Source organism: Paeniglutamicibacter sulfureus (assembly GCF_039535115.1).
Taxonomy (GTDB): domain Bacteria; phylum Actinomycetota; class Actinomycetes; order Actinomycetales; family Micrococcaceae; genus Paeniglutamicibacter; species Paeniglutamicibacter sulfureus.
The window spans coordinates 3,265,047-3,287,117 of record NZ_BAAAWO010000001.1; the positions used below are offsets into that span (position 1 = coordinate 3,265,047).

The 22,071-nt window shown below is 67.5% G+C and carries 16 protein-coding genes and 1 pseudogene; 11 read left to right on the forward strand and 6 right to left on the reverse strand.

All coding sequences use genetic code 11. The annotated features are described in order from the left end of the window. Positions 1–12 precede the first annotated feature (12 nt). Positions 13–1,242, forward strand: a complete 1,230-nt coding sequence (gene manD, locus ABD687_RS14950; protein WP_264270566.1) for a D-mannonate dehydratase ManD — start codon at positions 13–15, stop codon at positions 1,240–1,242. Next, a complete protein-coding gene (locus ABD687_RS14955; protein WP_310290018.1) occupies positions 1,239–1,796 on the forward strand; it encodes a gluconokinase in 558 nt (185 codons plus the stop codon). Before manD ends, ABD687_RS14955 begins: the two co-directional genes overlap by 4 nt. 81 nt (positions 1,797–1,877) lie before the next feature. Here ABD687_RS14955 and ABD687_RS14960 read toward each other — a convergent pair whose 3' ends face one another. Continuing rightward, positions 1,878–3,365: a mannitol dehydrogenase family protein gene (locus ABD687_RS14960; protein ID WP_302263221.1), complete on the reverse strand. Its 1,488-nt coding sequence runs from the start codon at positions 3,363–3,365 to the stop codon at positions 1,878–1,880. Positions 3,366–3,426: 61 nt separating this feature from the next. Next, positions 3,427–4,764 (reverse strand): MFS transporter, encoded by a 1,338-nt coding sequence (locus ABD687_RS14965; RefSeq protein WP_302263220.1) that lies wholly within the window; start codon positions 4,762–4,764, stop codon positions 3,427–3,429. Positions 4,765–4,898: 134 nt separating this feature from the next. Here ABD687_RS14965 and ABD687_RS14970 point away from each other — a divergent pair, with 134 nt between their 5' ends. From ABD687_RS14970 to ABD687_RS14980, 3 genes are all read left to right on the forward strand, one after another. After that, on the forward strand, positions 4,899–5,729 hold the full coding sequence (locus ABD687_RS14970) for a DeoR/GlpR family DNA-binding transcription regulator (protein ID WP_302263219.1): 831 nt from the start codon (positions 4,899–4,901) through the stop codon (positions 5,727–5,729). A 14-nt stretch (positions 5,730–5,743) separates the two neighbouring features. Beyond that, positions 5,744–7,132: a xylulokinase gene (gene xylB, locus ABD687_RS14975; protein WP_302263218.1), complete on the forward strand. Its 1,389-nt coding sequence runs from the start codon at positions 5,744–5,746 to the stop codon at positions 7,130–7,132. 136 nt (positions 7,133–7,268) lie between these two features. Beyond that, on the forward strand, positions 7,269–8,474 hold the full coding sequence (locus tag ABD687_RS14980; RefSeq protein WP_302263373.1) for an amidohydrolase family protein: 1,206 nt from the start codon (positions 7,269–7,271) through the stop codon (positions 8,472–8,474). A 70-nt stretch (positions 8,475–8,544) separates the two neighbouring features. Here the strand turns inward: ABD687_RS14980 and ABD687_RS14985 are convergent, their stop codons facing one another. Continuing rightward, positions 8,545–9,339: an HAD-IIA family hydrolase gene (locus ABD687_RS14985; protein ID WP_302263372.1), complete on the reverse strand. Its 795-nt coding sequence runs from the start codon at positions 9,337–9,339 to the stop codon at positions 8,545–8,547. A 135-nt stretch (positions 9,340–9,474) separates the two neighbouring features. Further along, on the reverse strand, positions 9,475–10,482 hold the full coding sequence (corA, locus tag ABD687_RS14990; protein ID WP_302263217.1) for a magnesium/cobalt transporter CorA: 1,008 nt from the start codon (positions 10,480–10,482) through the stop codon (positions 9,475–9,477). 162 nt (positions 10,483–10,644) lie between these two features. Between corA and ABD687_RS14995 the strand changes: the two genes are divergently transcribed. Both ABD687_RS14995 and ABD687_RS20755 read left to right on the forward strand, forming a co-directional pair. Beyond that, positions 10,645–11,319 (forward strand): TrmH family RNA methyltransferase, encoded by a 675-nt coding sequence (locus ABD687_RS14995; RefSeq protein WP_310290007.1) that lies wholly within the window; start codon positions 10,645–10,647, stop codon positions 11,317–11,319. 736 nt (positions 11,320–12,055) lie between these two features. Then, a pseudogene (locus ABD687_RS20755) lies at positions 12,056–12,238 on the forward strand (M23 family metallopeptidase); the annotation flags it as partial. Between the two features lie 23 nt (positions 12,239–12,261). Here the strand turns inward: ABD687_RS20755 and ABD687_RS15000 are convergent. Beyond that, positions 12,262–12,993 (reverse strand): hypothetical protein, encoded by a 732-nt coding sequence (locus ABD687_RS15000; RefSeq protein WP_302263212.1) that lies wholly within the window; start codon positions 12,991–12,993, stop codon positions 12,262–12,264. 475 nt (positions 12,994–13,468) lie between these two features. Here ABD687_RS15000 and fbaA point away from each other — a divergent pair, with 475 nt between their 5' ends. The 4 genes from fbaA to ABD687_RS15020 all read left to right on the forward strand — a co-directional run bounded on the left by fbaA (position 13,469) and on the right by ABD687_RS15020 (position 17,694). Beyond that, positions 13,469–14,491 carry a class II fructose-bisphosphate aldolase gene (fbaA, locus tag ABD687_RS15005; RefSeq protein WP_302263211.1) on the forward strand — a complete coding sequence of 341 codons (1,023 nt, stop codon included), beginning with the start codon at positions 13,469–13,471 and terminating at the stop codon, positions 14,489–14,491. Between the two features lie 2 nt (positions 14,492–14,493). Then, positions 14,494–14,913, forward strand: coding sequence for a DUF3151 domain-containing protein (locus tag ABD687_RS15010; RefSeq protein WP_310290005.1), 420 nt, complete (start codon positions 14,494–14,496; stop codon positions 14,911–14,913). A 100-nt stretch (positions 14,914–15,013) separates the two neighbouring features. Continuing rightward, entirely contained in the window at positions 15,014–16,987 is a 1,974-nt protein-coding gene (locus ABD687_RS15015) for a serine/threonine-protein kinase (protein ID WP_310290003.1), read from the forward strand. Between the two features lie 122 nt (positions 16,988–17,109). Continuing rightward, entirely contained in the window at positions 17,110–17,694 is a 585-nt protein-coding gene (locus ABD687_RS15020; RefSeq protein WP_310290000.1) for a hypothetical protein, read from the forward strand. Between the two features lie 60 nt (positions 17,695–17,754). Here the strand turns inward: ABD687_RS15020 and ABD687_RS15025 are convergent, their stop codons facing one another. Next, positions 17,755–22,059 (reverse strand): type VII secretion EssC family protein, encoded by a 4,305-nt coding sequence (locus ABD687_RS15025; protein WP_310289997.1) that lies wholly within the window; start codon positions 22,057–22,059, stop codon positions 17,755–17,757. Positions 22,060–22,071: the final 12 nt, after the last annotated feature.

Here is a 22,071-nt window from a genome sequence, read left to right on the forward strand (position 1 = left end):
GAAAGGATTGCCATGAAAATCATCAAGGCAGAAGTATTTGTGACCAGCCCGTCACGCAACTTTGTGACCCTCAAGGTCACCACCGAATCCGGCTTGGTCGGCATCGGCGACGCCACCGTGAACGGCCGCGAACTTGCCGTCGCGTCCTACCTGAAGGACCACGTCGCGCAGTTGCTCATCGGCAAGGACGCACATCGCATCGAGGACACCTGGCAGTTCCTCTACCGCTCGTCCTACTGGCGCCGCGGGCCCATCACCATGGCAGCCATCGCCGCCGTGGACATGGCCCTGTGGGACATCAAGGGCAAGGCCGCCAACATGCCGGTCTACCAGCTGCTGGGCGGCGCGTCGCGCAACGGCCTGCGCGCCTACGGCCACGCCTCGGGCACCGACACCGAGCAGCTTTTCGACTCGATCCGCGAGCACCTGGAACTGGGCTACAAGTCCATCCGCGTGCAGACCGCGGTCCCGGGCATCAAGGCCGTCTACGGCGTTGCCGCCCAGACCCAGGCCTCGGGCGAACGCTACGACTACGAGCCCGCCGGCCGCGGCGCATTCCCGCAGGAAGAGGACTGGGACACCCGCGCCTACCTGCGCCACCTGCCGACCGTCTTCGAAGCCGTGCGCAACGAATTCGGCCCCGAGATCCCGCTGCTGCACGACGGCCACCACCGCATGACCCCGATCCAGGCCGCCAAGCTGGGCAAGTCGCTGGAGCCCTACGACCTGTTCTGGCTCGAGGACTGCACCCCTGGCGAAAACCAGGAAGCGCTGCGCCTGGTCCGCCAGCACACCACCACCCCGATCGCCATCGGCGAGGTCTTCAACACGATCTACGACTTCCAGTCGCTGATCAAGGAACAGCTCATCGACTACGTGCGTGCAGCCTCCACCCACTTCGGCGGCATCTCGCCGCTGAAGAAGGTCATGGACTACGCTGCCCAATACCAGGTCAAGTCCGGCTTCCACGGCCCGACCGACATCTCCCCGGTGGGCTTCGCCGCCCAGCTGCACGTGGGCCTGGCCATCCACAACTACGGCATCCAGGAATACATGCAGCACTCGGACGCCACCAACACGGTCTTCGAGCAGTCCATGACCTTCAAGGACGGCTACCTGCACCCGGGCGACAAGCCGGGCCTGGGCGTCGAGTTCAACGAAGAAGCCGCGCTGTCCTACCCGTACCAGCAGGCCTACCTGCCCTACAACCGTCTCATCGACGGCACCGTTCACGACTGGTGAGCGCCGAAACCATGGAAGCCGCCACCGACAACGCCGTCAACGGCGCGGCGGTCACGCTGCACCGGGTCATCGTCATGGGTGTCTCCGGCTGCGGCAAGTCCACCGTGGGCGAGCTGCTCGGCGCGGAACTGGGTGCGGGATTCCTCGACGGGGACTCCCTGCACCCGCAGGCGAACATCGACAAGATGGCCGCCGGACACCCGCTGGACGACGAGGACCGCGAACCGTGGCTGCGCGAGGTGGGCGAACGCCTCGGCTCGGCCGAATCCGAGTCGATGGTCATTGCCTGCTCGGCCCTGAAGCGGAAGTATCGCGACTTGATCCGGGCCCAGGCACCTGGCACGGTGTTCATCCACCTGCATGGCACGGTCGAACTGCTCACCGAGCGGATGGGCGCCCGCCCCGGGCACTTCATGCCGGTGGGCCTGCTCGAATCCCAGCTTGCCACGCTTGAGCCGCTGGAAAGCGACGAGGCAGGTGTGGTGCTGGACATCGCGGCCACGCCGGCACAGCTGGCGCAGGAAGCCGCCGCCTGGCTGGACGCGCAGGCCTGATTCCACATACAAGGTCCGGCCCCAGGAAAATTCCTTGGGCCGGACCTTGTTGCATCGAGCGCCCTGTGCAGGGGTACGCGGCTACCCGGCGGCCGGCTGGCCCGCCATGACCGCCTCGAGCGTGGCTAGCGAGCCGTGCTCGTGCAGCGCGGCGAGGACCGCGCGGTACGGCGCGGCAAAGGCCTCGTCGTCGGCGATGTCGCCGAAGAGTTCGCGCTGCTCGATGAACGCGTTGGGGTTCTCCCTGTTGTTCGCGGCCGTTGCCTGCAGCTGCCCGGCGAGCCGGTCGACCACGGTGATGGGATTGCCCTGCTCGTCCACGCCCTCGGCGTAGCGGGCCCAGGAGGCGACGATCGCGGCGGAGAGGCCCACGGGGCGGCCGGCGGCCAGGTTTTCGCGGACCACCGGGATCAGCCACTTGGGGATGCGGTCCGAGGACTCGGCGCACAGGCGAGCCACGGTGTCCGCGACGTACTCGTTGCTGTAACGCTCGATGAGCTTGCGTTTGTAGGCCTCCAGATCCACGCCGGGAAGCGGCGCCAAAGTGGGGGTCGCCTCCTCATCCATGTAGCGCAGCAGGAAGTTGGCGAACAGCGGGTTGCGGGCCACGTCGTGCACCGCGCTGTATCCGGCCAGGTGCCCGAAGTAGCACAGGCCCTGGTGGGTGGCGTTGAGCAGGCGCAGCTTCATCAACTCGTACGGGACGACGTCAGCGACGAGCTGGACCCCGGCCTCCTCGTAGGGCGGCCGGCCTGAAACGAACTTGTCCTCCAGCACCCACTGGGTGAAGTCCTCGCACACCACCGGCCAGGCGTCATCGATTCCGTAGGTCCCTGCCACGTCCGCGCGGTCGGCGTCGGTCGTGACCGGGGTGATCCTGTCGACCATGGAGTTGGGGAAGGGCACGTTGGCCTCGACCCAGGCACCGAACTCGGCGTCCAGGGCAGTGGCGAAGGCGCCGAACATCTTGTGTGCGACCTCGCCGTTGCCCTGGATGTTGTCGCAGCTCATCACGGTGAACGGGGCGATGCCGCGCTCGCGGCGCAGCTTCAGCCCGGCGCTGACCAGTCCGAAGGTCGTGGCTGGGGCCGCGGGGCTTGCCAGGTCCGCGGCGATGGCGGGGTTTTCCAGGTCGAACTCGCCGGTGACCGGGTGGACGTTGTAGCCGCCCTCGGTCACGGTGAGCGAGACGATGCGGATGGCGGGGTCGGCTAGGGCCTCGATGGCCGCCTTCGGATCCTCGGGGGCGAAGACGTAGTCGACGATGGATCCGACGACGCGGACCTCGCGGGTACCGTCGGGGTTCTTCACCACCAGGGTGTAGAGCCCGTCGCTCGCGGCCAGCGCGTCGCGCATCCGGGCGTCGGAGGGCATCACGCCCATCCCACGGATGCCCCAGTCCAGGGCCCTGCCCTGGTTCATCAGTTTGTCCAGGTACATGGCCTGGTGGGCGCGGTGGAAGCCGCCGACACCGAAGTGGATGATGCCGGCACGCACCGCGGAACGGTCGTATGCCGGAACGGCGACGGGGGAGGCGATGTGCGCCAGGGCGTTGTTTTTCAGTTCCATTCTCGGGGGTGCTCCTTGGATCAGGTCTGCGGGGAAAGGACGAAGGCGGAGAGGCGCGGGGCTAGGACAAACGCTCCGGGGCCGGAAGAGGCACTCCGTTGAATCCGGGCTGGGTGCCGCGCAGGGCGTGGGACATCAGTGCCGCGACCAGATACAGGGCGGCAAAGAGGTAGACCATGCCGGCGGCGCCAAGCACCGAGTAGAGCACCGCCACCAGCAGCGGGCCGGCGAATACCGCAGCCCCGATGCCAAGGTTGTAGGAGGCCATGGCGGCGCCCGGGTTCTTCGGCGCCAGGGACACGGCGATGGCCGAGAGCGGGACGAACCCTGCCAGCCCGATCCCGAAGAATGCGCCGACGAGCAGGGTCAGGGCGTAGGCCGAGTCCCAGCCCCGGTCCACGGCATAGGCGGGCACCACGTAGAGGCCGAGCATCGACACGGCGCAGAGCACCGCTCCGCACCAGGTCACCGTCTTGCTCCAGCCGAGCCTGTCGCCCAGGGCGCCGAAGAAGAGGTTGCACGGGATGTTTACCGCGTAGATGACCGTGGTCAGGATCAGGAACTGTCCCACGGTCCAGCCGAACCGGTCGACGAACAGCGCCGGGAAGAAGATCGCCATGCCGTAGGTGGGGATCGAGTTGATGGTGCGGGTGAGCATGACCATCAGGGCCTTGCGGTTGGTGCGCAGCAGGGTGAAGCCGAAGACCAGGGTCTTGAAGACCTTCTCGGAGTCGGCCACCAGCGGGCCGCGGCCGGTTTTTTCCTTCACGCCGAGAAGGGCAACCGCGGCACCCGCAACCACCAGCGCCAGGGAGATCCAGAGCGTCTGGTAGTAGTCCAGGCCGAAGATGGTCAGGGAGGCGCTCGCCGTCAGGGCGCCGAGGGTGGGAAGCCCGGCACTGAAGGCGACATAAAACCACCCAATGGCCACGGCCAGACGTTTGGCATTGGCGGTGGCGCTAATCCAGACCAGGAACCCATAGGCGAAGAAGGGGTAGCCGAAGCCGCGCAGGCCGTAGGCGATGAAGATCAGCGCCACGCTGGCGGAATTCAGGGCCACGACGAGGAAAAGGAGCTCGAAGGCCACCCAGATGCCGGCACCGATGAACATGACCTTCCGCGGTCCCCAAAGGTCCGAAAGCGAGGCCGAAAGGAAGGCCGCGATGGCCACTGCGATGCCGTAGACGGTGACCAGGGTGCCGGCCATGGGGATGGAGAATCCGTGGTCTGCGGTGAGGAACGGGGTGAGGATGTTGGTCTCCACGCCGTCACCGATCATGAAGAGCATCAGCCCGACGAAGCCCCAGAGCAGTGGCCGGGGCAGGCCCATGCGTTCGAGGATGCCCTCGCGGGCACCTGTCGCACCGTTGTGCGTTTCTGGCTGCGCTTTCACGGTCATGTCGCTCCCTTGCGTCCTGCACTTCGTCGTGGTGATCGCCTCAATCTAACACCAAACAAGACAAAGATCACAAGAAATCTGTTAAATTAGATAGATGTCTTGTACTTTTTGTTTCACCGGGTGACGGATCTATCATGAATGTTGTGACTATTGAAGAGTTTTGTGTGGAGGCCTCGGCGCAGCCCGCGCGCATCGGCCTGCCCCCGGAAACCCGCCGCGACGAGGTCACGCAATACGTTGCCAAGGCCCAAGACGTCAAGGTCGAGGAATTGGCCGAGCGCTTCGGCGTCAGCGCCATGACCATCCACCGCGACCTCGAGCTTCTTTCCAGGGACGGCCGCCTCGAACGCGTCCGCGGGGGAGCCCGCGCCATCACCAGCCGCATGGCCGAACGCGATGTGCGGCTGCGCCGGCACATGAACGCGGCCGCCAAGGATGCACTGGCCCGGGCAGCCGCCGCGCTGATCCCCGCCGGCGCCGTGGTGGGACTGGACGATTCGACAACGGTCGGTGCCATGGGCGCCTACCTGGCCGGGCGGCGTCCCTCCACCGTCATCACGCATTCGCTGCCGCTGATGAACATCGTCGCCTGCCAGCCGGACATCGCCCTGGTTGGCCTGGGTGGCCAGTACTACACGGAAACGGACTCGTTCCTCGGCTCCGTCGTGGTCGAGCAACTGCACCGCATCACCGCCGACGTGGTCTTCGTGTCCACCACGGCGGTGAAGAACGACGCGCTGTTCCACCCCGATGCAGAGGCCGCGCTGACCAAGCGAGCCATGATCGCAATGGCCGCGCGCAAGGTGCTGCTGGTCGACAGCTCGAAGTTCGAGTCCACCGGCCTCTACCACGTCATGGACGTGGAGGGCTTTGACGATGTCGTCATCGACGACGCGTTGCCCGAACACCACCGCGCCCGGCTGCGCGAGCTCGGTGTCACCATCCATGTCGCCACCGCACAGTAACGAAGGGGCCTTCGATGGGTTCGCAGTACGTCCTGGGAATTGATTCATCCACCCAATCCTGCAAGGCGGTCCTGGTGGACGCCGGGACCGGCGAGGTCGTCGACCAGCGCCGCATGCCGCACCCCGAGGGTACCCAGATCGACCCGGCCCGCTGGCTCGAGGCCATGGATGGCGCCACCGACGGGCTGCTGGAGCGGGCAGCGGCAGTGTCCGTGGCCGGCCAGCAGCACGGCATGGTGGCGTTGGATGCCGACGGGGAACCGGTGCGCGACGCGATGCTGTGGAACGACACCTCCTCCGCACCGCAGGCCAAGGACCTGGTTGCTGAACTCGGCGGGCCCGCCGGTTGCGCCGACGCGGTGGGCTCGGTCATGGTCGCTTCGCTGACGGCCTCCAAGCTGCGCTGGATGCGCGAGGTCGAACCCGACAACGCAGGGCGCACCGCCTCGGTGCTGCTGCCCCACGACTACCTCACCTGGCAGTTGGGCGGCCGCCAGGAGATGACCACCGACCACGGGGACGCCTCCGGCACCGGGTACTACTCAACCTCGAAGCGGGAATTCCGGCCGGACCTGGCGGCCTCCGCACTGGGTCACGAGGTGATCCTGCCCCGGCTGGCCGGTCCCCGCGAGGTCGTCGGGAACACGCGCGGCGGCGCGAAGATCGCTGCGGGCACCGGGGACAACATGGCCGCGGCTCTGGGACTAGACCTGGGCCCGGGCGACGTCTGTGTATCCATCGGCACTTCGGGTGTCGCCTCGGCCGTCGTTGAGCACAGCGTGCACGACGGCAGCGGGCTGGTCACCGGGTTCGTCGATGCCACCGGGCGCTACATGCCGCTGGCCTGCACCCTGAACGGGGCCCCGGTGCTGGACTTCGGGGCACGCATGCTCGGGGTCGACCATAAGGAATTCACCCGCCTGGCACTGGGTGCACAGACCGGTTCCGGAGGTGCGGTGCTGCTGCCCTACCTCGGCGGCGAACGCACACCCAACCGGCCCAACGCCAGCGGGCTGATGCACGGGTTGCGGGCCACTACCAGCCGCGAACAATTCGCCCGCGCCATCGTCGAGGGCCTGCTGTGCTCCATGAAGGACGCGGTGGCGGCCCTGGAAAACGCCACGGGCGTTTCCACCGGGCGGATCCTGCTCATCGGCGGCGGGGCGCAATCCGAGGCCGTGCGCCGCATCGCCCCCGAAGTCTTCGGGGTCGCAGTCGACGTGCCGGCCACCGCCGAATACGTGGCCCTGGGCGCGGCACGCCAGGCAGCCTGGGCGATGAGTGGCGCGGCAGTGCCTCCCTCGTGGGAGCCTGTGGGTTCGAAGCGCTACGAAGCGGCGCACCGGCCGGACATCTACGAACGCTATGCCGTGGTTCGGGATGCCACAGAGGGCTGGGAGTAGCACCAGCGCCAATCTCCGCGGCAGCCCGGCGACCGCGCAACGCCAATTCGCTTGCATTCCCGGGCCGATGCGGCATGGAAGAGTGGAAACCGCGCCGCCGGACGCCGACGGGCCACCGAACGAAGGGGAATGGGCAATGCTCGTGCGCAACGTGAGGCCATGGGGCCGGGACGCGGTGGACCTCGAGCTCGCAGACGGGCGGATCGGCGGCATCGCCCCACACAACCCGGATCTCCCCGTGGCCGCGGGAATCGACGGCCGGGGCCAGCTGGCGCTTCCGGCGTTCTCCGATGTCCATGTGCACCTGGACTCTACCCGGATCGGGCTGCCGTTCCGCGAACACACCGGGGCCCCGGGGGTCTGGGGCATGATGCTCAACGACCGCAACAACTGGCGCCACGCCGAGGTTCCGCTGCCCGAGAGGGTCGAGGGGACCCTCCGGCGCATGATCGCCCACGGCACCACCCGGGTGCGCAGCTACGCGCAGATCGATGTCGACTGCAAGCTGGAAAAATTCGAGGCGGTGCTCGCCGCCAAGGAAAAACTTGCCGCCAGCGTCGACGTGCAGATCATGGCCTTCCCACAGGCCGGGCTGCTGCTCGAGCCCGGAACCGTTCCCTACCTGGAGGAATCGCTGAGGCTCGGTGCCACCGTGATGGGCGGCATCGACCCCTGCCATCTGGACCGGGACCCGGTGCGGCACCTGGACATCGTGTTCGAATTGGCGGAAAAATACCAGGTGGATGTCGACATTCACCTCCATGAGCCCGGCCACCTGGCGCTTTTCAGCACCGAACTCGTCATGGAACGCACCCGGGCACTGGGCATGGAGGGACGGGTGACACTCTCCCACGCCTACGAGCTGGGCAATATTTCGGAGGCGGCCACGGCCCGGGTGATGGAGGGCATGGGGGACCTGGACATTTCCTGGGCAACAGTGGCCCCGGCGACCTCGGGCAGGCAGTTCAACCTGGCCGCGATGACCTCGGCGGGCATCCGGGTGGGGCTGGGCGAGGACGGCCAGCGCGACTACTGGAGCCCCTACGGGGACTGCGACCTGCTCTCGCGCACCTGGCAGCTGGCCTTCACACACGGGTTGCGGCAGGACGAACTGATCGAACACGCCGCGGCCATTGCGACCTGGGGCGGGGCGGGAATCATGGACCGGGGCCTGGCCCGGCTGGGTTCGACGACCGACCGCCCGGGCCTGGCCGTGGGGGATCGCGCCGACCTGGTGTTGCTCGCGGGCGAAACCGTGACCAGCGCCGTCATGGACCGCGGGTCCGACCGCACCGTCATCCACGATGGGCGCGTGGTGGCGGACCAGCTGGAGCTTGCCTAGCCGGGGTCGCCGGTGCAGCTGTGGCCGTGCCCGGATGAGCCGGGCACGTCCACCGTGTCTTGGCTACGGATCAGTCTTCGTGCGGCCCGGAGGTAACGAACGAATCCTCGCCGACGCGTCCCTCGCGAAGCTCGGCCAGGATCTCGGCCACCGAATCATGTTCCACATCCGGGCGGAACGGGAACGATGCCACGTCGCCGGGACGGGTGATTCCCGTGTGGACCAGGATGGTCAGCAACCCTGCCTCCATGCCCGCGACGATGTCAGTGTCCATGCGGTCCCCGATCATCGCGGTGGTTTCCGAATGCGCGTCGATCCGGTTCAGTGCAGAGCGGAACATCATCGGGTTCGGCTTGCCGACCACGTATGGGGCGCTGCCGGTGGCCTGGGTGATCAGCGCCGCCACGGAACCGGTGGCCGGAAGCAGGCCCTCGGGCGAGGGGCCGGTGACATCCGGGTTGGTGGTGATGAAGCGGGCGCCGCCGGCGATCAACCGGATGGCCTTGGTGATGGCCTCGAAGGAGTAGGTGCGGGTCTCGCCCAGCACCACGTACTCCGGATCCTGGTCGGTCAGGATGAAACCGGCATCGTGCAGCGCGGTGGTCAACCCCGCCTCGCCGATCACGAAGGCCCGGCCGCCCGGCCGCTGGCGGCGCAGGAACTCCGCGGTTGCCATGGCCGAGGTCCAGATGTTGGCCTCGGGGACGTCCAGCCCGGAGGAAAGCAATCGCGCGCGCAGGTCCCGTGGGGTGTAAATCGAGTTGTTGGTCAGCACCAGGAAGCGCTTGCCGGAAGAGACCCAATGCGCGATCATGTCCGCGGCGCCCGGGATGGCCTGGTTTTCATGGACGAGCACCCCGTCCATGTCCGTGAGCCAGCATTCAATGTCATGGACGTTGCGTGGTTCATGCGTTGACACGTGTGGGTGTTCCTTTCGAGAGGTTTCCTGCTGCCACTAGTCTTTCAGGTTTCCCGGCATTGCACGAAGCCCCGGGCAGACCTAGAGCCAATTGTTCTTCTTGAAGATGGCAAAGAGTCCAACTCCGAGGGCGACCATCAGCCCGATCGCGGCCGGATAGCCAAAAGTGAAGTCCAATTCAGGCATGTGCGTGAAGTTCATGCCGTACACGCCGGTGACCAGGCTCGGGGCAAAGAGGATGGCGGCCCACGCCGAGATCTTCTTCATCTGCTCGTTTTGCGCCAGTCCCGCCTCCGTGGCCCGCTGGGAAGCCAGCGTCGAGGACAGCGACAGGGCGTTGGTCAGCAGGGCGCGGAAGGAGGTAATGCGCTCGGTGAGCCGGATCGCGTGGTCCTGGACGTCGATGAGCTTGCGGTCAAGTTCCAGGGCGTCGTCCTCGGAAATGTCGCTGAGCCTGAAGTCCCTGCGCAAACGGGTGAGGACGTCCTCCAGCGGCGCGAGCGCGCGCTGGAATTCAATGACCTCCCGGGACAGCTCGTAGATGCGCCGCGAGACGTTCGGGGTCCCGGAGAACAGCTGGTCCTCGATCTCGTCGATGTCGTTGCTCAGGCCCGCAAACACCGGCTCGTATTCGTCCACGACCTGGTCAACGACGGCGTAAAGGACGGCCTCGGGACCGATCGCCAAGAGCCCGGCTTCGTCCTCGAGCCGGTGGCGCACTTGCGCCAGTTTGGGAGACTCCGCGTGGCGTACCGTCACCACGAAATCGGCACCGACGTAGACGTGCAGTTCCCCGAACTCGACCTTTTCCGATTCGTCAATGTAGCGGGCCGGTCGAAGCACCACAAAGAGGTGGTCGCCGTAGTGCTCCAGCTTGGGACGCTGGTGGCCGGCGAGCGTGTCTTCCACCGCCAGTTCGTGAAGGCCCAGTTCCTCGGAGACTTCCCGCATTTCGGCCTCGTCGGGTCGATAGAGTCCCAGCCAGGCCATGCCGCCGGACTCCTTCATGGACTCGAACGTGGAGCTGAGGTCCGGGGGATGGATCACTCGCTTGCCCTTGACGTAGATCGCGTTGTCGATGATGGGCATGGATCCTCCTTGCGTTCCGGGCCGGAGGAAAACCCGGCGAACCAATCGTGCCTTAGCCAAGTTTGCCATCAACCGGCCGCACGCCATTGCACGCGTGGTTTCCCGACCTGGTGTTTTAGGGCCGGGATCCGGTGCGGGACCATTGGCGACTACCCTTGAGGAGTGACTTCCGCCGTTGAAACCCCCGCACCAGAACCCACCGAGTACGATCCCGTCTATGAGGAACGCCCCGAGGTGGGTCTCGGCCCGTGGGAGGGCGAGTTTCCATCCGGCGATCACTTCGACCGTGAGCTGCTGGAACTGGGGGACCGGCGCAATGTGGCGGACAAGTACCGCTACTGGTCCATGGAGGCGATCATCGCCGACCTTGACGAGCGCCGCCACGACTTCCACATTGCCATCGAAAACTGGCAGCACGACATGAACATTGGCACCGTGGTGCGCACCGCCAACGCCTTTCTGGCCAAGGAGGTGCACATCATCGGCCGACGGCGCTGGAACAAGCGCGGGGCAATGGTCACCGACCGCTACCAGCACGTCCGCCACCACCCGACGGTCGAGGATTTCGTTGCGTGGGCCCAGGGTGAAGGGTTGGCGATCATCGGTATCGACATTTTCCCGGATTCCCAGAAGCTGGAGACCTATGAGCTGCCACGCAATTGCGTGCTCGTCTTCGGCCAAGAGGGGCCGGGGCTGAGCGAGGAAGTCCACCAAAGCGCCGAGGCAACATTGTCAATCGAACAATTCGGTTCCACCCGATCCATCAACGCTGCTTCGGCAGCCGGAATCGCCATGCATGCGTGGATCCGACGCCACGTTTTTAACCAGACGGTTTAGCCCAACGTAGCCGCTTGGCCAGAATGCCAGGCCCATGGCCAATATCCCTTCTTTCCGTGCCGTCCTTCAGTTAGCGTAAATATTGGGCGCTCGTTCCCGTGCGGTGGGCTTGTGCAGTCACCGTTCCCAAAGCGGGACGACGCCGACGCTCGTGCGACGGGACCGGCCCTGGTGTCGGACCGGGGAACGGAGAGGCCCGCTGGTGAAGAAGCATCGCGTCAATCATCCGTTTCCGCTGCCCAAGCCATCCCAGATACGTAGGCAGCCGAAGTCAGCCCGAGTAGCTGCCGCGGGAATCGCCATCGTTGCCGCACTTGCAGTCTCGAGCACACCGACACTGGCCGACCGCCAAGTGGCCTCCATTCCCGTGGCATCGTCCCCGCTTGCGATCGAGGGGGCCGCCTACAGGCAACCTGTCGAGCTCTCGCTGCTGAGCGGGATCGACGCCATAGCCTGGGACACGGAGAACATCACCAGCGCGGCCGAAGGCCTGCCTTTGCCCGATGCCTCCGACCCGGGATCGGCACAGGGCTCCGGGGGGACAACCGGGCAATTCGCCGGTCAACTCGTGGGACAAAATGTGGGGCCGTTGGGTGTACTACCAGGTGGGATCCAACTGATCCACCCGGTTTCCTCGAGATTCATCACCAGCCCGTATGGCTGGCGGAACAACCCGACCGGTCCGGGGACGCAGATCCACATCGGACAGGACTACGGCCTGCCCTGCGGTTCCCCGGTGTATGCGACAGCGGACGGGGTGGTCGTCCAGTCGGCTTGGGCCGGCCACTCTGGGATGCGCGTGACGATCGACCACGGCTCCTCGGTGCGCACCGGCTACAGCCACAACTCGCGGCTCATCGCCAGGGCGGGCGACACCGTCAGCCAGGGTCAGCTCATTGCGCTCAGCGGCACCACGGGCAACTCGACCGGCTGCCACGTGCACTACGAAGTGATCATCAACGGACGCTGGAACGATCCCCGGAACTTCCTGCCCGTCATCCCCGGCCAGCCAAGTGCGAAAATCGATTCGCGCCGTACCACCATTGCCGCCGAACCGATCCGCAACTTGGGGGCGCCGCGGACCGAGAGCCGGAACGGCCACGACATCGAGGTGGAGATGCCGGAACCGACCACGACCCCGCCCAAGTCAACGGCACCAGGCAAAGAATCCCCACGGCCGAAACCGAGCCAAAAGCCCACGCCCACGCCCGACACAAAGCCCTCGACAAAACCGACGCCTACGCCGAGCTCCACACCCTCACCGACCGACACTCCCGATCCTTCTCCCACAAAGTCGGCGACACCCGAAACGAGTCCGACGCCTACGCCGAGCTCCACACCCTCACCGACCGACACTCCCGATCCTTCTCCCACAAATTCGGCGACACCCGAAACGAGTCCGACGCCTACGCCGAGCGACGAAACTACTCCGCCGACCAGTTCATCCCCGGCCACCACGGAACCCACGGTTTCACCGTCCGTCGAACCGACCGAGTCGTCAAGCAGCGCGTCAACCGAGTCGTCGACGAGCACCTCGACCGAGTCGTCGACGAGCACCTCGACCGAGTCGTCGACGAGCACCTCGACCGAGTCATCGAGTAAATTGCCTGAATCGCGATCCGGGACTCCGGCCACGGAATCGTCAAGTGGCGCGTCGACCACAAGTGGCGGCATGGAGACTCTGTCTTCGTCCGCAAGCACAGCGAAATAGCCGTAGTTTTTGGTTTTCGGCGACCCGGGCCTGACCCAGATCCGCCGCTGAAGTGACCGGCGCATCCGGGCTGGCCGGGGCCTCCCGGACTCAATTTCGGGAAGAAAAAGCGGCCCACTAAAGTTAGCCGCAATTGCTATCCTTCTCTTTGAAAAGATCAACGCGCGCTTGGGGCTAGAACGCAACAGTCCTGGGCGAGGACGGGGGGAAACCCTCGGTAATACGGAAAAGATCAGTGGGTGGGAAGGCCGATCGGTCACCTACGTGTCCTCGCTCGGGGTCGAGGCGATCACGGACAAACTACACAAACCCACCACGCAGAGCCGCCCTTCGGTGGCCTCGCGTCATCCCGTAAGCGATCCAGCACACAAGTAGATAGGATGGGAACAGCCAACGAGGTCTACTCCCCACATATTCCTTTTCTACATAGGAGTCAGTATGCCCATCGCAACACCGGAAAAGTACAACGCCATGATTGATTCTGCGAAGGCCGGCGGCTACGCCTTCCCCGCAGTCAACGTGACGTCGTCGCAAACCCTGAATGCCGCAATCCGCGGCTTCGCGGAAGCAGAATCCGACGGAATCATTCAGGTGTCCACCGGTGGCGCAGCCTACTGGTCGGGTGCCTCCGTCAAGAACATGGTCACCGGTTCGCTGGCCTTTGCCGCGTTCGCGCGCGAAGTGGCCAAGAGCTACGGCGTGAACATCGCGCTGCACACCGACCACTGCCCGGCCGACAAGCTCGACGAATTCGTCCTGCCGCTGCTGGCGGCCTCCGAGGCCGAGGTCGCCGCCGGCCGCAACCCGTACTTCAACTCGCACATGTGGGACGGTTCCGCAGAGACCCTCGAAGAGAACCTGCGCATCGCCAAGGAGTTGCTGCCGCGCACCGCCGCGGCCAAGCAGATCCTTGAGGTCGAGATCGGTGCCGTGGGCGGCGAGGAAGACGGCGTGGAAAACGCCATCAACGACAAGCTGTACTCCACCGTCGAGGACGCCATGGCCACCATCGAGGCCCTGGGCGCCGGCGAAAACGGCCGCTACATCACGGCTCTGACTTTCGGCAACGTGCACGGCGTGTACAAGCCGGGCAACGTCAAGCTGCGTCCGGAGATCCTCAAGGACATCCAGGAGCAGGTCGGGTCCAAGCTTGGCAAGGCCAACCCGTTCGACCTCGTCTTCCACGGTGGCTCGGGTTCCTCCGACAAGGAAATCGCCGACGCGGTTTCCTACGGTGTCATCAAGATGAACATCGACACCGACACCCAGTACGCCTTCACCCGCCCGGTGGCCGGCCACATGCTTGCCAACTACGACGGCGTGCTGAAGATCGACGGCGAGGTCGGCAACAAGAAGACCTACGATCCGCGCGTCTGGGGTGCCGCCGCCGAGGCTTCGATGGCCGCCCGCATCGTGGAGGCCGCACGTCAGCTCGGTTCCGCAGGAAAGGCGCTGAAGTAGCCATGGCAGATCTTGGAGCAAACCTGCTCGGCATCCCCGCAACCCTGTTGCCGGAGGAAACCGAGGTCAAGGCGCGGCTGGAAGCCGGAGACGAAGCGGTGGACATTGCCGCTGCCTTCCCGGCCTCCTCGCTGGGCTGGGCCCTGCTGGCCAACGAGGCGCATGCGGAGGGCCGCACCGTCGAGTCCTACGCCTACGCCCGCGTGGGCTACCACCGCGGCCTTGACGCCCTGCGCAAGGCCGGTTGGCGCGGACAGGGTCCGGTGCCTTGGGCACATGTACCCAACCGCGGTTTCCTGCGTTCGCTTTATGCGCTGCAGCGCGCCGCCGCAGCAATCGGCGAAGCCGAGGAAGTCGATCGCATCGGCCGCTTCCTCAATGATTCGGATCCGCTCGCGGCGGCAGCGCTCGAAGCAGAGTAATCCCGACGGGCCCCGCTGGGCCCGGATGGCAATTGTTCGTGCCGACCCACTCGGGCCGGCACGAACAATTGCTGCTTAACCAAGGAGCAGACGAAAAAAAATGGCAAACGTGCAGCCCGGTGACGCGCTTGGCGCCTCCTACCGCTTCGTCGAGCCCCTCGGCTCCGGTGCGGTGGGCGAGGTGTGGCGGGTCAGCGCGCTCCCGGGCGACCCCGACCTCGCGGCCAAGGTGCTGCGCCCGGAACACGCCCACGACCCCGCCCTCGTTGAGCGTTTCGTGAAGGAACGCTCGGTGCTTTTGGCACTGCGGCACCCGAACATCGTGGCGGTCAGGGACCTGGTGGTCGAGGGCGAAAGGCTCGCCATCCTCATGGACCTGGTGCCCGGTGGATCCCTCCGCGACCTGCTCGAGGACCGCCGTACGCTTGCCGCTGCAGACGCGTTGGCCATCTGCGCCGAGATGCTGGACGCCATTGCGTATGCGCACACCCGAAACACGACGCACCGGGACATCAAGCCCGACAATGTGCTGCTGGCCGAACCGTGGAAGCCAGGACTTACAGGAGCCGTGCGGGTCTCGGACTTCGGCATCGCCTCGGTCATGCACGAAAAATCCCGACACACCACCGGCATGGTGGGAACCCCCGCCTACATGCCGCCCGAACTGCTCAGCACCGGCGAGACCGGGCCCGCCGCCGATCTCTACGCCACCGGCATCATGCTCTACGAGATGCTGTCCGGGCGGACTCCGTACGCCGGGACGGGGACCGATTTTACCCTCGCCTACCGTCACGTGACCACCCTGCCGCCGCGGTTGGCGGTGCCCGACGCCCTGTGGGAGGCGCTTGAGTCGCTATTGGGCAAGGACCCGCGCCAACGGCCGGGCGCGCCCGAGGCCGCGGCGCGGCTGCGTCGGCTGGCTGCCCAATTCGCCGACCTGCCGGCCTTGCCGTTGGCCGCCCAACCCGAGGACTTCCAGCCCCTTGACCGTCCGGCCACGGTGCTGCGGGGCGCGGCCGCGGCGCCGGATCCAGGGTCGGACGCGGTTCAGGATTCCGGATCCGGCGCCTCCGTGCTCCCCGAACTGGGTCCGGTGGGCCAGCACACCGTGGTGCGGTCGATGCCGCGGTCCGAATTGCGGCCCCGCCCGCAGCCGGCACCCGCCCCTGCACGCGCCGGGTGGCGGCCGGCATGGCTGCACGGCAAGGCCATCGCGCTGATCGCCGGCGGCCTCGTGGCGGCCATCGCCATCGTCATCGGGGCCATGGCGCTGGCGAAGCCCGAGACCCCCGCAGCGGCACCGGCAGCAGATTCCACCGCGAGCCAGCAGGACGCCCCGCTGCCCAGTGGGTTGTCCGTCAGCCGCAGTGCCCAATACGACGCCCAGGCGCACGAAGTGAAGCTGACGATCACCTATGCGGCGCAGAAGGCGCCGCTGGGCGGGCCCTTCCTCGAGGTGCTTCCGGGCGCGTCCGCGTCAGCGTCCTGTCCGCCGGCGACCTGGGAGAAGATCGAGGCAACACGCAACCAGCCGAGCCTGACTGGCATCTCCGCAACCTGCGGGTGGAGTCTTGCCGGGATCACCGTCCCGGCCAAGGGAAGCGTCGAGGCCAGCGCAAGGATTCCGGTGGAACTGGTCGGTGTGAACGCCCTGGAGCAATGGCTGGAAGCTTCGGCCGCGGCAACCACCGCAGCGGTGTCGGACCCCGCGGCGGCCGGCTCGGCGTATCCGGTGCAGCGGCTGCGGGACATCAAGGTCGTCACCCCGGCGCGAACGGTGAGCCAGACCGCGCTTCCGGTCACCCTGGTGCCGGTGTGGCCCGGCGGCGAAGACGTGCTGAACCCGCTCTACACCTCCCCGTCCACGGGCAAGGCCTCGGCAATGCTCGCCGCGGTGGCCGGGGGCGAGAAGGGCGTGCGCTTCTCCGACGGCTGTTCCGGTTCCCTGGCGGTATCCGCCGACGGGCTGGTGGTCACGGCGCTGTCCGTCACCCCGAACTGCATCCTGCGGGCCGGGGTCGGCAACTTCACCGACCTGGCCAGCGACCCGTTTGGCATCACCACCCGCGGGTAGCCGGTAGTCGCGGACTGCCGAACAGGCAGCGATTGATGCCCTCACGGTCTCGATGACCCGGCGCACCGGGACGGAAGATCAGTGACCCGCGCCCACCTCCGATTCCAGGAAACCCAGGAACCATGCCCCTTCCCCGTTCCAGGCAACTGCCATGGCTGATATCCCATCTCTGCGCCCCGACCGTCCTGGTCACCGCGCTGTTGATGTTCACCCCGCTGAGATTCCCGCAGGTCTCCTGGCCCCATGCGTTCGTGGCCACCACCTTCACCATGCTCATCCCGTGGGCAGTCCTCGTCTGGGCCCGCAAGACCGGGAAAGTCAGTGACATCCACATCACCCGGCGCGAACAGCGGTGGCCGTTGCTTTTAACCGCGTTGGCCTCGATCCTGCTGGGCCTGACGCTGATGGTGTGGCTTCGGGTCGAACCGGTCCTCCTGCGTGAGGTGTTGCTGATCTTGGCGGGCCTGCTGATCACCGGGGGCATCACACTGCGCTGGAAGATTTCGATCCATGTGGCCGTTGCCGCCTTCGTGGCCCTCCACATCCTTGAAGACCGGCCTTATGGCGCTGCCGTGGCGGTGGCCGTGGTGGGAATACTCAGCTGGTCACGGGTTCAGCTCAGGCACCACACCAGCAGCCAGGTCTTTGCCGGGGCCGTCGTGGGGGCGATGGTCAGCCTTTTCGCCTTTTTGCCCATGTCGGGCTGAGAAGGCCCGCTTTCGCGGACCTTCCCGGGCATCGGCTATTCGTATCCCTGGGGGTCCGAATCAGGCGCCGGGCGTTGTCCCCGGCCCCATGGACTGGATGAATGCCGGCGTCCCGCCCACGCAGAGGTAGCCTCGGCCGGGGGTCACCGCCACCGGGGCGCGGCGCGGCAGGGTGACGCCGAGTAGCTCCCCGTCGTAGTCGACGTCGGGCTGCAGCAGCACCCCGCAACGGGACTTGCGCAGCGTCTTGGTCCAGTGCGCATACAGGGCCCGCAAGTCAGCTGAGCGGCCCGCGGCGATCACGCAGACCCGCTGCCCGGAGGCCAACAGGTTGGCCAGGGATGCATCGGAATCCTCGAAGCGTTCGGCGTCGTCCACCAGCAACACCACGGGTCCGCGCTCCAGACGGATCGAGGCCAGCAGGGCCGGGAGGTCCTCCGGTCCCACGGCCACCTTGTCCAGGCCGGCGTTGGCCAGCGGGGAACGCCGGCCGCAGGCGCCCCACACTGCCACCGGCTCCCCGTCGGCGGAGGAGGCGCGGATCGACTCGGCAAGGGCCAGCAACAGCGTCGACTTGCCCGAGCGTGCGGGCCCGGAAATGAGCACGTGTTCGCCCTCGTAGACCTCGAGCACTCCCGGGGCCAGGTCCTCCTCGCGCAACCCGACCGGGAAGCGCCATGGCTCGCCCTGAAGTTGCGCAGGCATGCCGAGTTCGGCGACGGTCAGCTCCTCGGGCAGCCGGCCGATGGCGGCGGCCTTCGGCGCGGTGCCGGGCCAGCGCGCGGCGACGGATTCCACCGCTGCGGCCAGGTCGGTGCCGGGGGTGGCGATGTGCATCTGCCGCAGCGTCCCGGCATCCACGCAGCGCCCGGGCACCGCGGCCGGGATGTTGCTCCCGCGCACGCCCAGGGCCGAGTAGTCGTAGGGATCGGCCAGCCGGTAGAGCCATTTCTGGATGGTGACCTCGTCGATCGCCGAGGGCACCGCCTTGGCGCGGGTGGTCGCCACGGCGAAGTACAGCCCCAGGGCCGGTCCGTCGGCGTAGGCGCGGTTCAGGGCATCCAACAGCCCCTGGCCGTCGTAGTCCTGGAATTCGTCGCGCAGCGTGGCCAGCCCGTCGATGAGCACGAGCGTCTCGCGGCGTGAGCCGGGGTCGGCGCGCCTGCGCGCCAGCTCGGTGCGCAGGTGCCGCAGGAAGCGGGCCTGCTGCTCCTTGGCGCCGGGTCCGGTGCCCACGTAGGCGGAGGTGTGCGGCAGCGCCGCCAGCGGGGCCAGGGCGCGGGACCCCAGGTCCAGCACCAGCAGGTCAAGTTCCCGCGGGTCCTTGGCGGCCGCGGCGGCCAGGGCCAGGGATGCCAGCGCGGTGCTGGTGCCGGAACCTGCGATGCCCAGCAACAGCAGGTTGCCCTTGGCCAGGTCCCAGCCGGCGGGGGACTGACGCTGGGCCTCGGGCTCGTCCTTCAGCGCGACCTCGATGCAGCGCCCGCGCACCGAACCCACCACCGGGATCGTTGAGGCGCGGTGGGCGGGACCGGTGCCGGTGCCGTCGGCAGGGAAGCCGGCCAGCGGGACGCGCTCGCCCAGCGCCACGGGCCAGACCGGCCGAGGCTCCCCGAACCCGGCAGCCCGGTGGGCCTGGTTGATGGCCTCGATGAGCCCGTCCAGGTCGCTGTCCTCGGATTCGGCTCCCGGCGCCGGGGCCCGCGGCGGAACCGCGATGCCAAAGTGCCCGATCTCATCGAGCACCAGTTCGTCGGAGGCTGCCCGCGAGGCGCGCCCGGTGACCAGTGCCGTCTGCACCGGGGTGATCTCGTCCTGCCCCAGCTTGATGTAGGCCCGCCCGGTCTGCGCGCGGGAAATGCCGGCGGCTGCCGGGACGCCGATGACGTTGGAAGAGTCGTCGCGGCTTTGGACGCGCAGGGCCACGCGCAGGTTGGTGTTGGCCAGGATGTCGTCGTTGACCACGCCGGCGGGGCGCTGGGTGGCCAGGATCATGTGCACGCCCAGGGTTCGCCCGACCGCGGCGACGGAGACCAGCGAGGAGAGCACCTCGGGGAAGTCCTTGGCCAGCATCGCGAATTCGTCGACCACCAGCAGCAGCCGGGGCATCGGCTCTTCCGGGTTTGTGGCCAGGTAGGCATCGAGGTTGTCGATGTCCTCGCCGGCGGCGGCGAAGATGCGCTGGCGGCGGGCCATCTCCGCCTCGAGGGAGCGCAGGGCCCGGTCGGCCAGCTGCTCGTCGAGGTTGGAGATGGTGCCGATGGTGTGCGGCAGGGCTTCGCAGGCGGCGAAGGCGGCGCCCCCCTTGAAGTCGATGAGGATGAAGTTCAGCCGGGTGGCGTCGTTGCGTGCGGCGAGTCCGGCGACCAGGGAGCGCAGGAACTCGCTCTTGCCCGAACCCGTGGTGCCGCCGACCAGCCCGTGTGGCCCGTCCTTGACCAGGTCAAGGGACATCGGCCCGGATTCGGAGGTGCCGATCGGGGCGGAGAAACCCTTGGCCTTGGCCCACTGCGTGCGGATCGACTCGGCGTCGCTGGCCGGCATGCCGGCCAGCTCGGGCAGGCGCACCAGGGAGGGCAGCGCGGCGCCGGGTACCACCAGCTCCGGGTCGTCGAAGCGCGCCAGGTCCATGGCGCAGCGTTCCGCGGCCTCGAGGCCGATGCCGGCCAACACCGTGTCGCCCACGTTCGTGAGCTCGCCGAGGTCGTGCACGGATGCCGCGGCGTCGGTTCCCACCGTGATGACGGTGGTGCAGGAGGCGGGCAGCTGCTGCTCGGAGGCGGCGATCACGATGCCCGAGACCCGCGGTCCCTGCGCCGTGCCGCGGCCGCCGAGTCCCGGGACCGAGCGGCCGTGGCCCAGCAGCTCGCGTGCCGGGGCGTCGCGGCCCTCGGTGAGCACCTCGGAATCCAGCACCAGCAGCGTGGTGCCGCCGGTGGACTCCTCGAGCCCATCGCGCAGGGCGCGCAACAGGGCCGCGCTGCGCCGGCGTTCGTCGGAGAGCCAGCGTTCGGAGGTGCCGGTGCCCAGCCGCCGGGTGTGTGGCAGCCAGGAGGCCCAAGACCATTCCTCGTGGCGTCCGCGGTCGCAGAACACCGCGATGGACAAATCTGCGGGCCCCGCGTGCACGGCGGCCTGGGTGAGCAGGGACCTGGCCAGGGCCAAGGCTCCGGCGCGGTCCCCGACGATGCCCACGACGCCGGCGTCGGTGAGGTCCACCAGCACGGGGGCCGCGGGGATCCGGCTGGCCTCCAGTGCCTCGCGCACCAGGCGGTCGGGAACCGGGGCGGAGCGGTCATCGAGCCGGGGGGCCCAGGGCACGTCGCCGATCCCTGCGTTAAGGGCCAGGAAGCCCGCGGAGCCGGCTCTTCGCTGCCACAGCCTGGTCGTGGGCAGCGCGGCGATGCGCATGGTCGTGGCGGGGTCGGGGATTTCGCTGTGGCGGCGCGTGGCCTGGACCGCCGCCGCGTCGGCGATCTCGGTGGCGAAGTCGGCCAGGGCCGCGGTGAAGCGCTCGTCCTCTTCCTTGAGGTTCTTGGCGCGGCGGTGCTTCTGCTCGAACCACATGCCCACGGCCATGACCGGACTCAGCGCGGCGAACATGGCGAAGCGGGCATCTCCCAGCATCATCACCATGGCCCCGGCCAGCAGCAGCGGGGCCAGCACGGTGATGTAGCTGAACTTGGAGGCCGGGGGGACGTCCTTGCGCACCGGCGGGGACAGCGGATCGGGTTCCGGCGGGTTTCCGGGGCGTGGGGGCCGGTTGAACGGCGCGGTGGCCGCGGGCGTGAGGTTGTGCAGCGACCCGGGTTCCGGGGCGCGGTTCTCCGTGATCTCCGGCCGCAGCAGCACCGTCGTTCCGCCCATGACCAGGGTGGTGCCGGCGGTGACAAGTACGCCGTCCCCATCCACCGCTTCCCCGGCCAGCAGCGTTCCGTTGGTCGAGCCCGAGTCACGGACCCGCACGCCGTCTCCCTCGAGTTCCAGGCTGGCATGGTTCCACGAGGCGCTTTCGGTCTGCAGGACCAGATCCGCCTGCGGGGAACGGCCGATGAGCAGCGGCCGGTGCGCGGGAAGCGGAATAACCGCACCTGCATCCAGGCCGCCGGATAGGGTGGCGCTCCAGCCGCGCAAGGGCTCGGGGCGGGGGAGGGGTGCCAGCGAAATGGTGCTGCCCTCCAGCAGCAGCAACTCCTCCAACGGGGTATCGGCGGGCACCGCAGCGGCGTCCACGTACAGCGTGGAGCCGGGGGGAGGAGCGGTGCCGCCTGCGGCGGTGACCAGCTGCGCGAGTGTCGTGCCGGGAGCGAAGGTTCCCAGCTCCCGGTCAAGTCGCTGGCCATCCAGCCGGATCAGCACGCGCACCGCGCGCTCCTT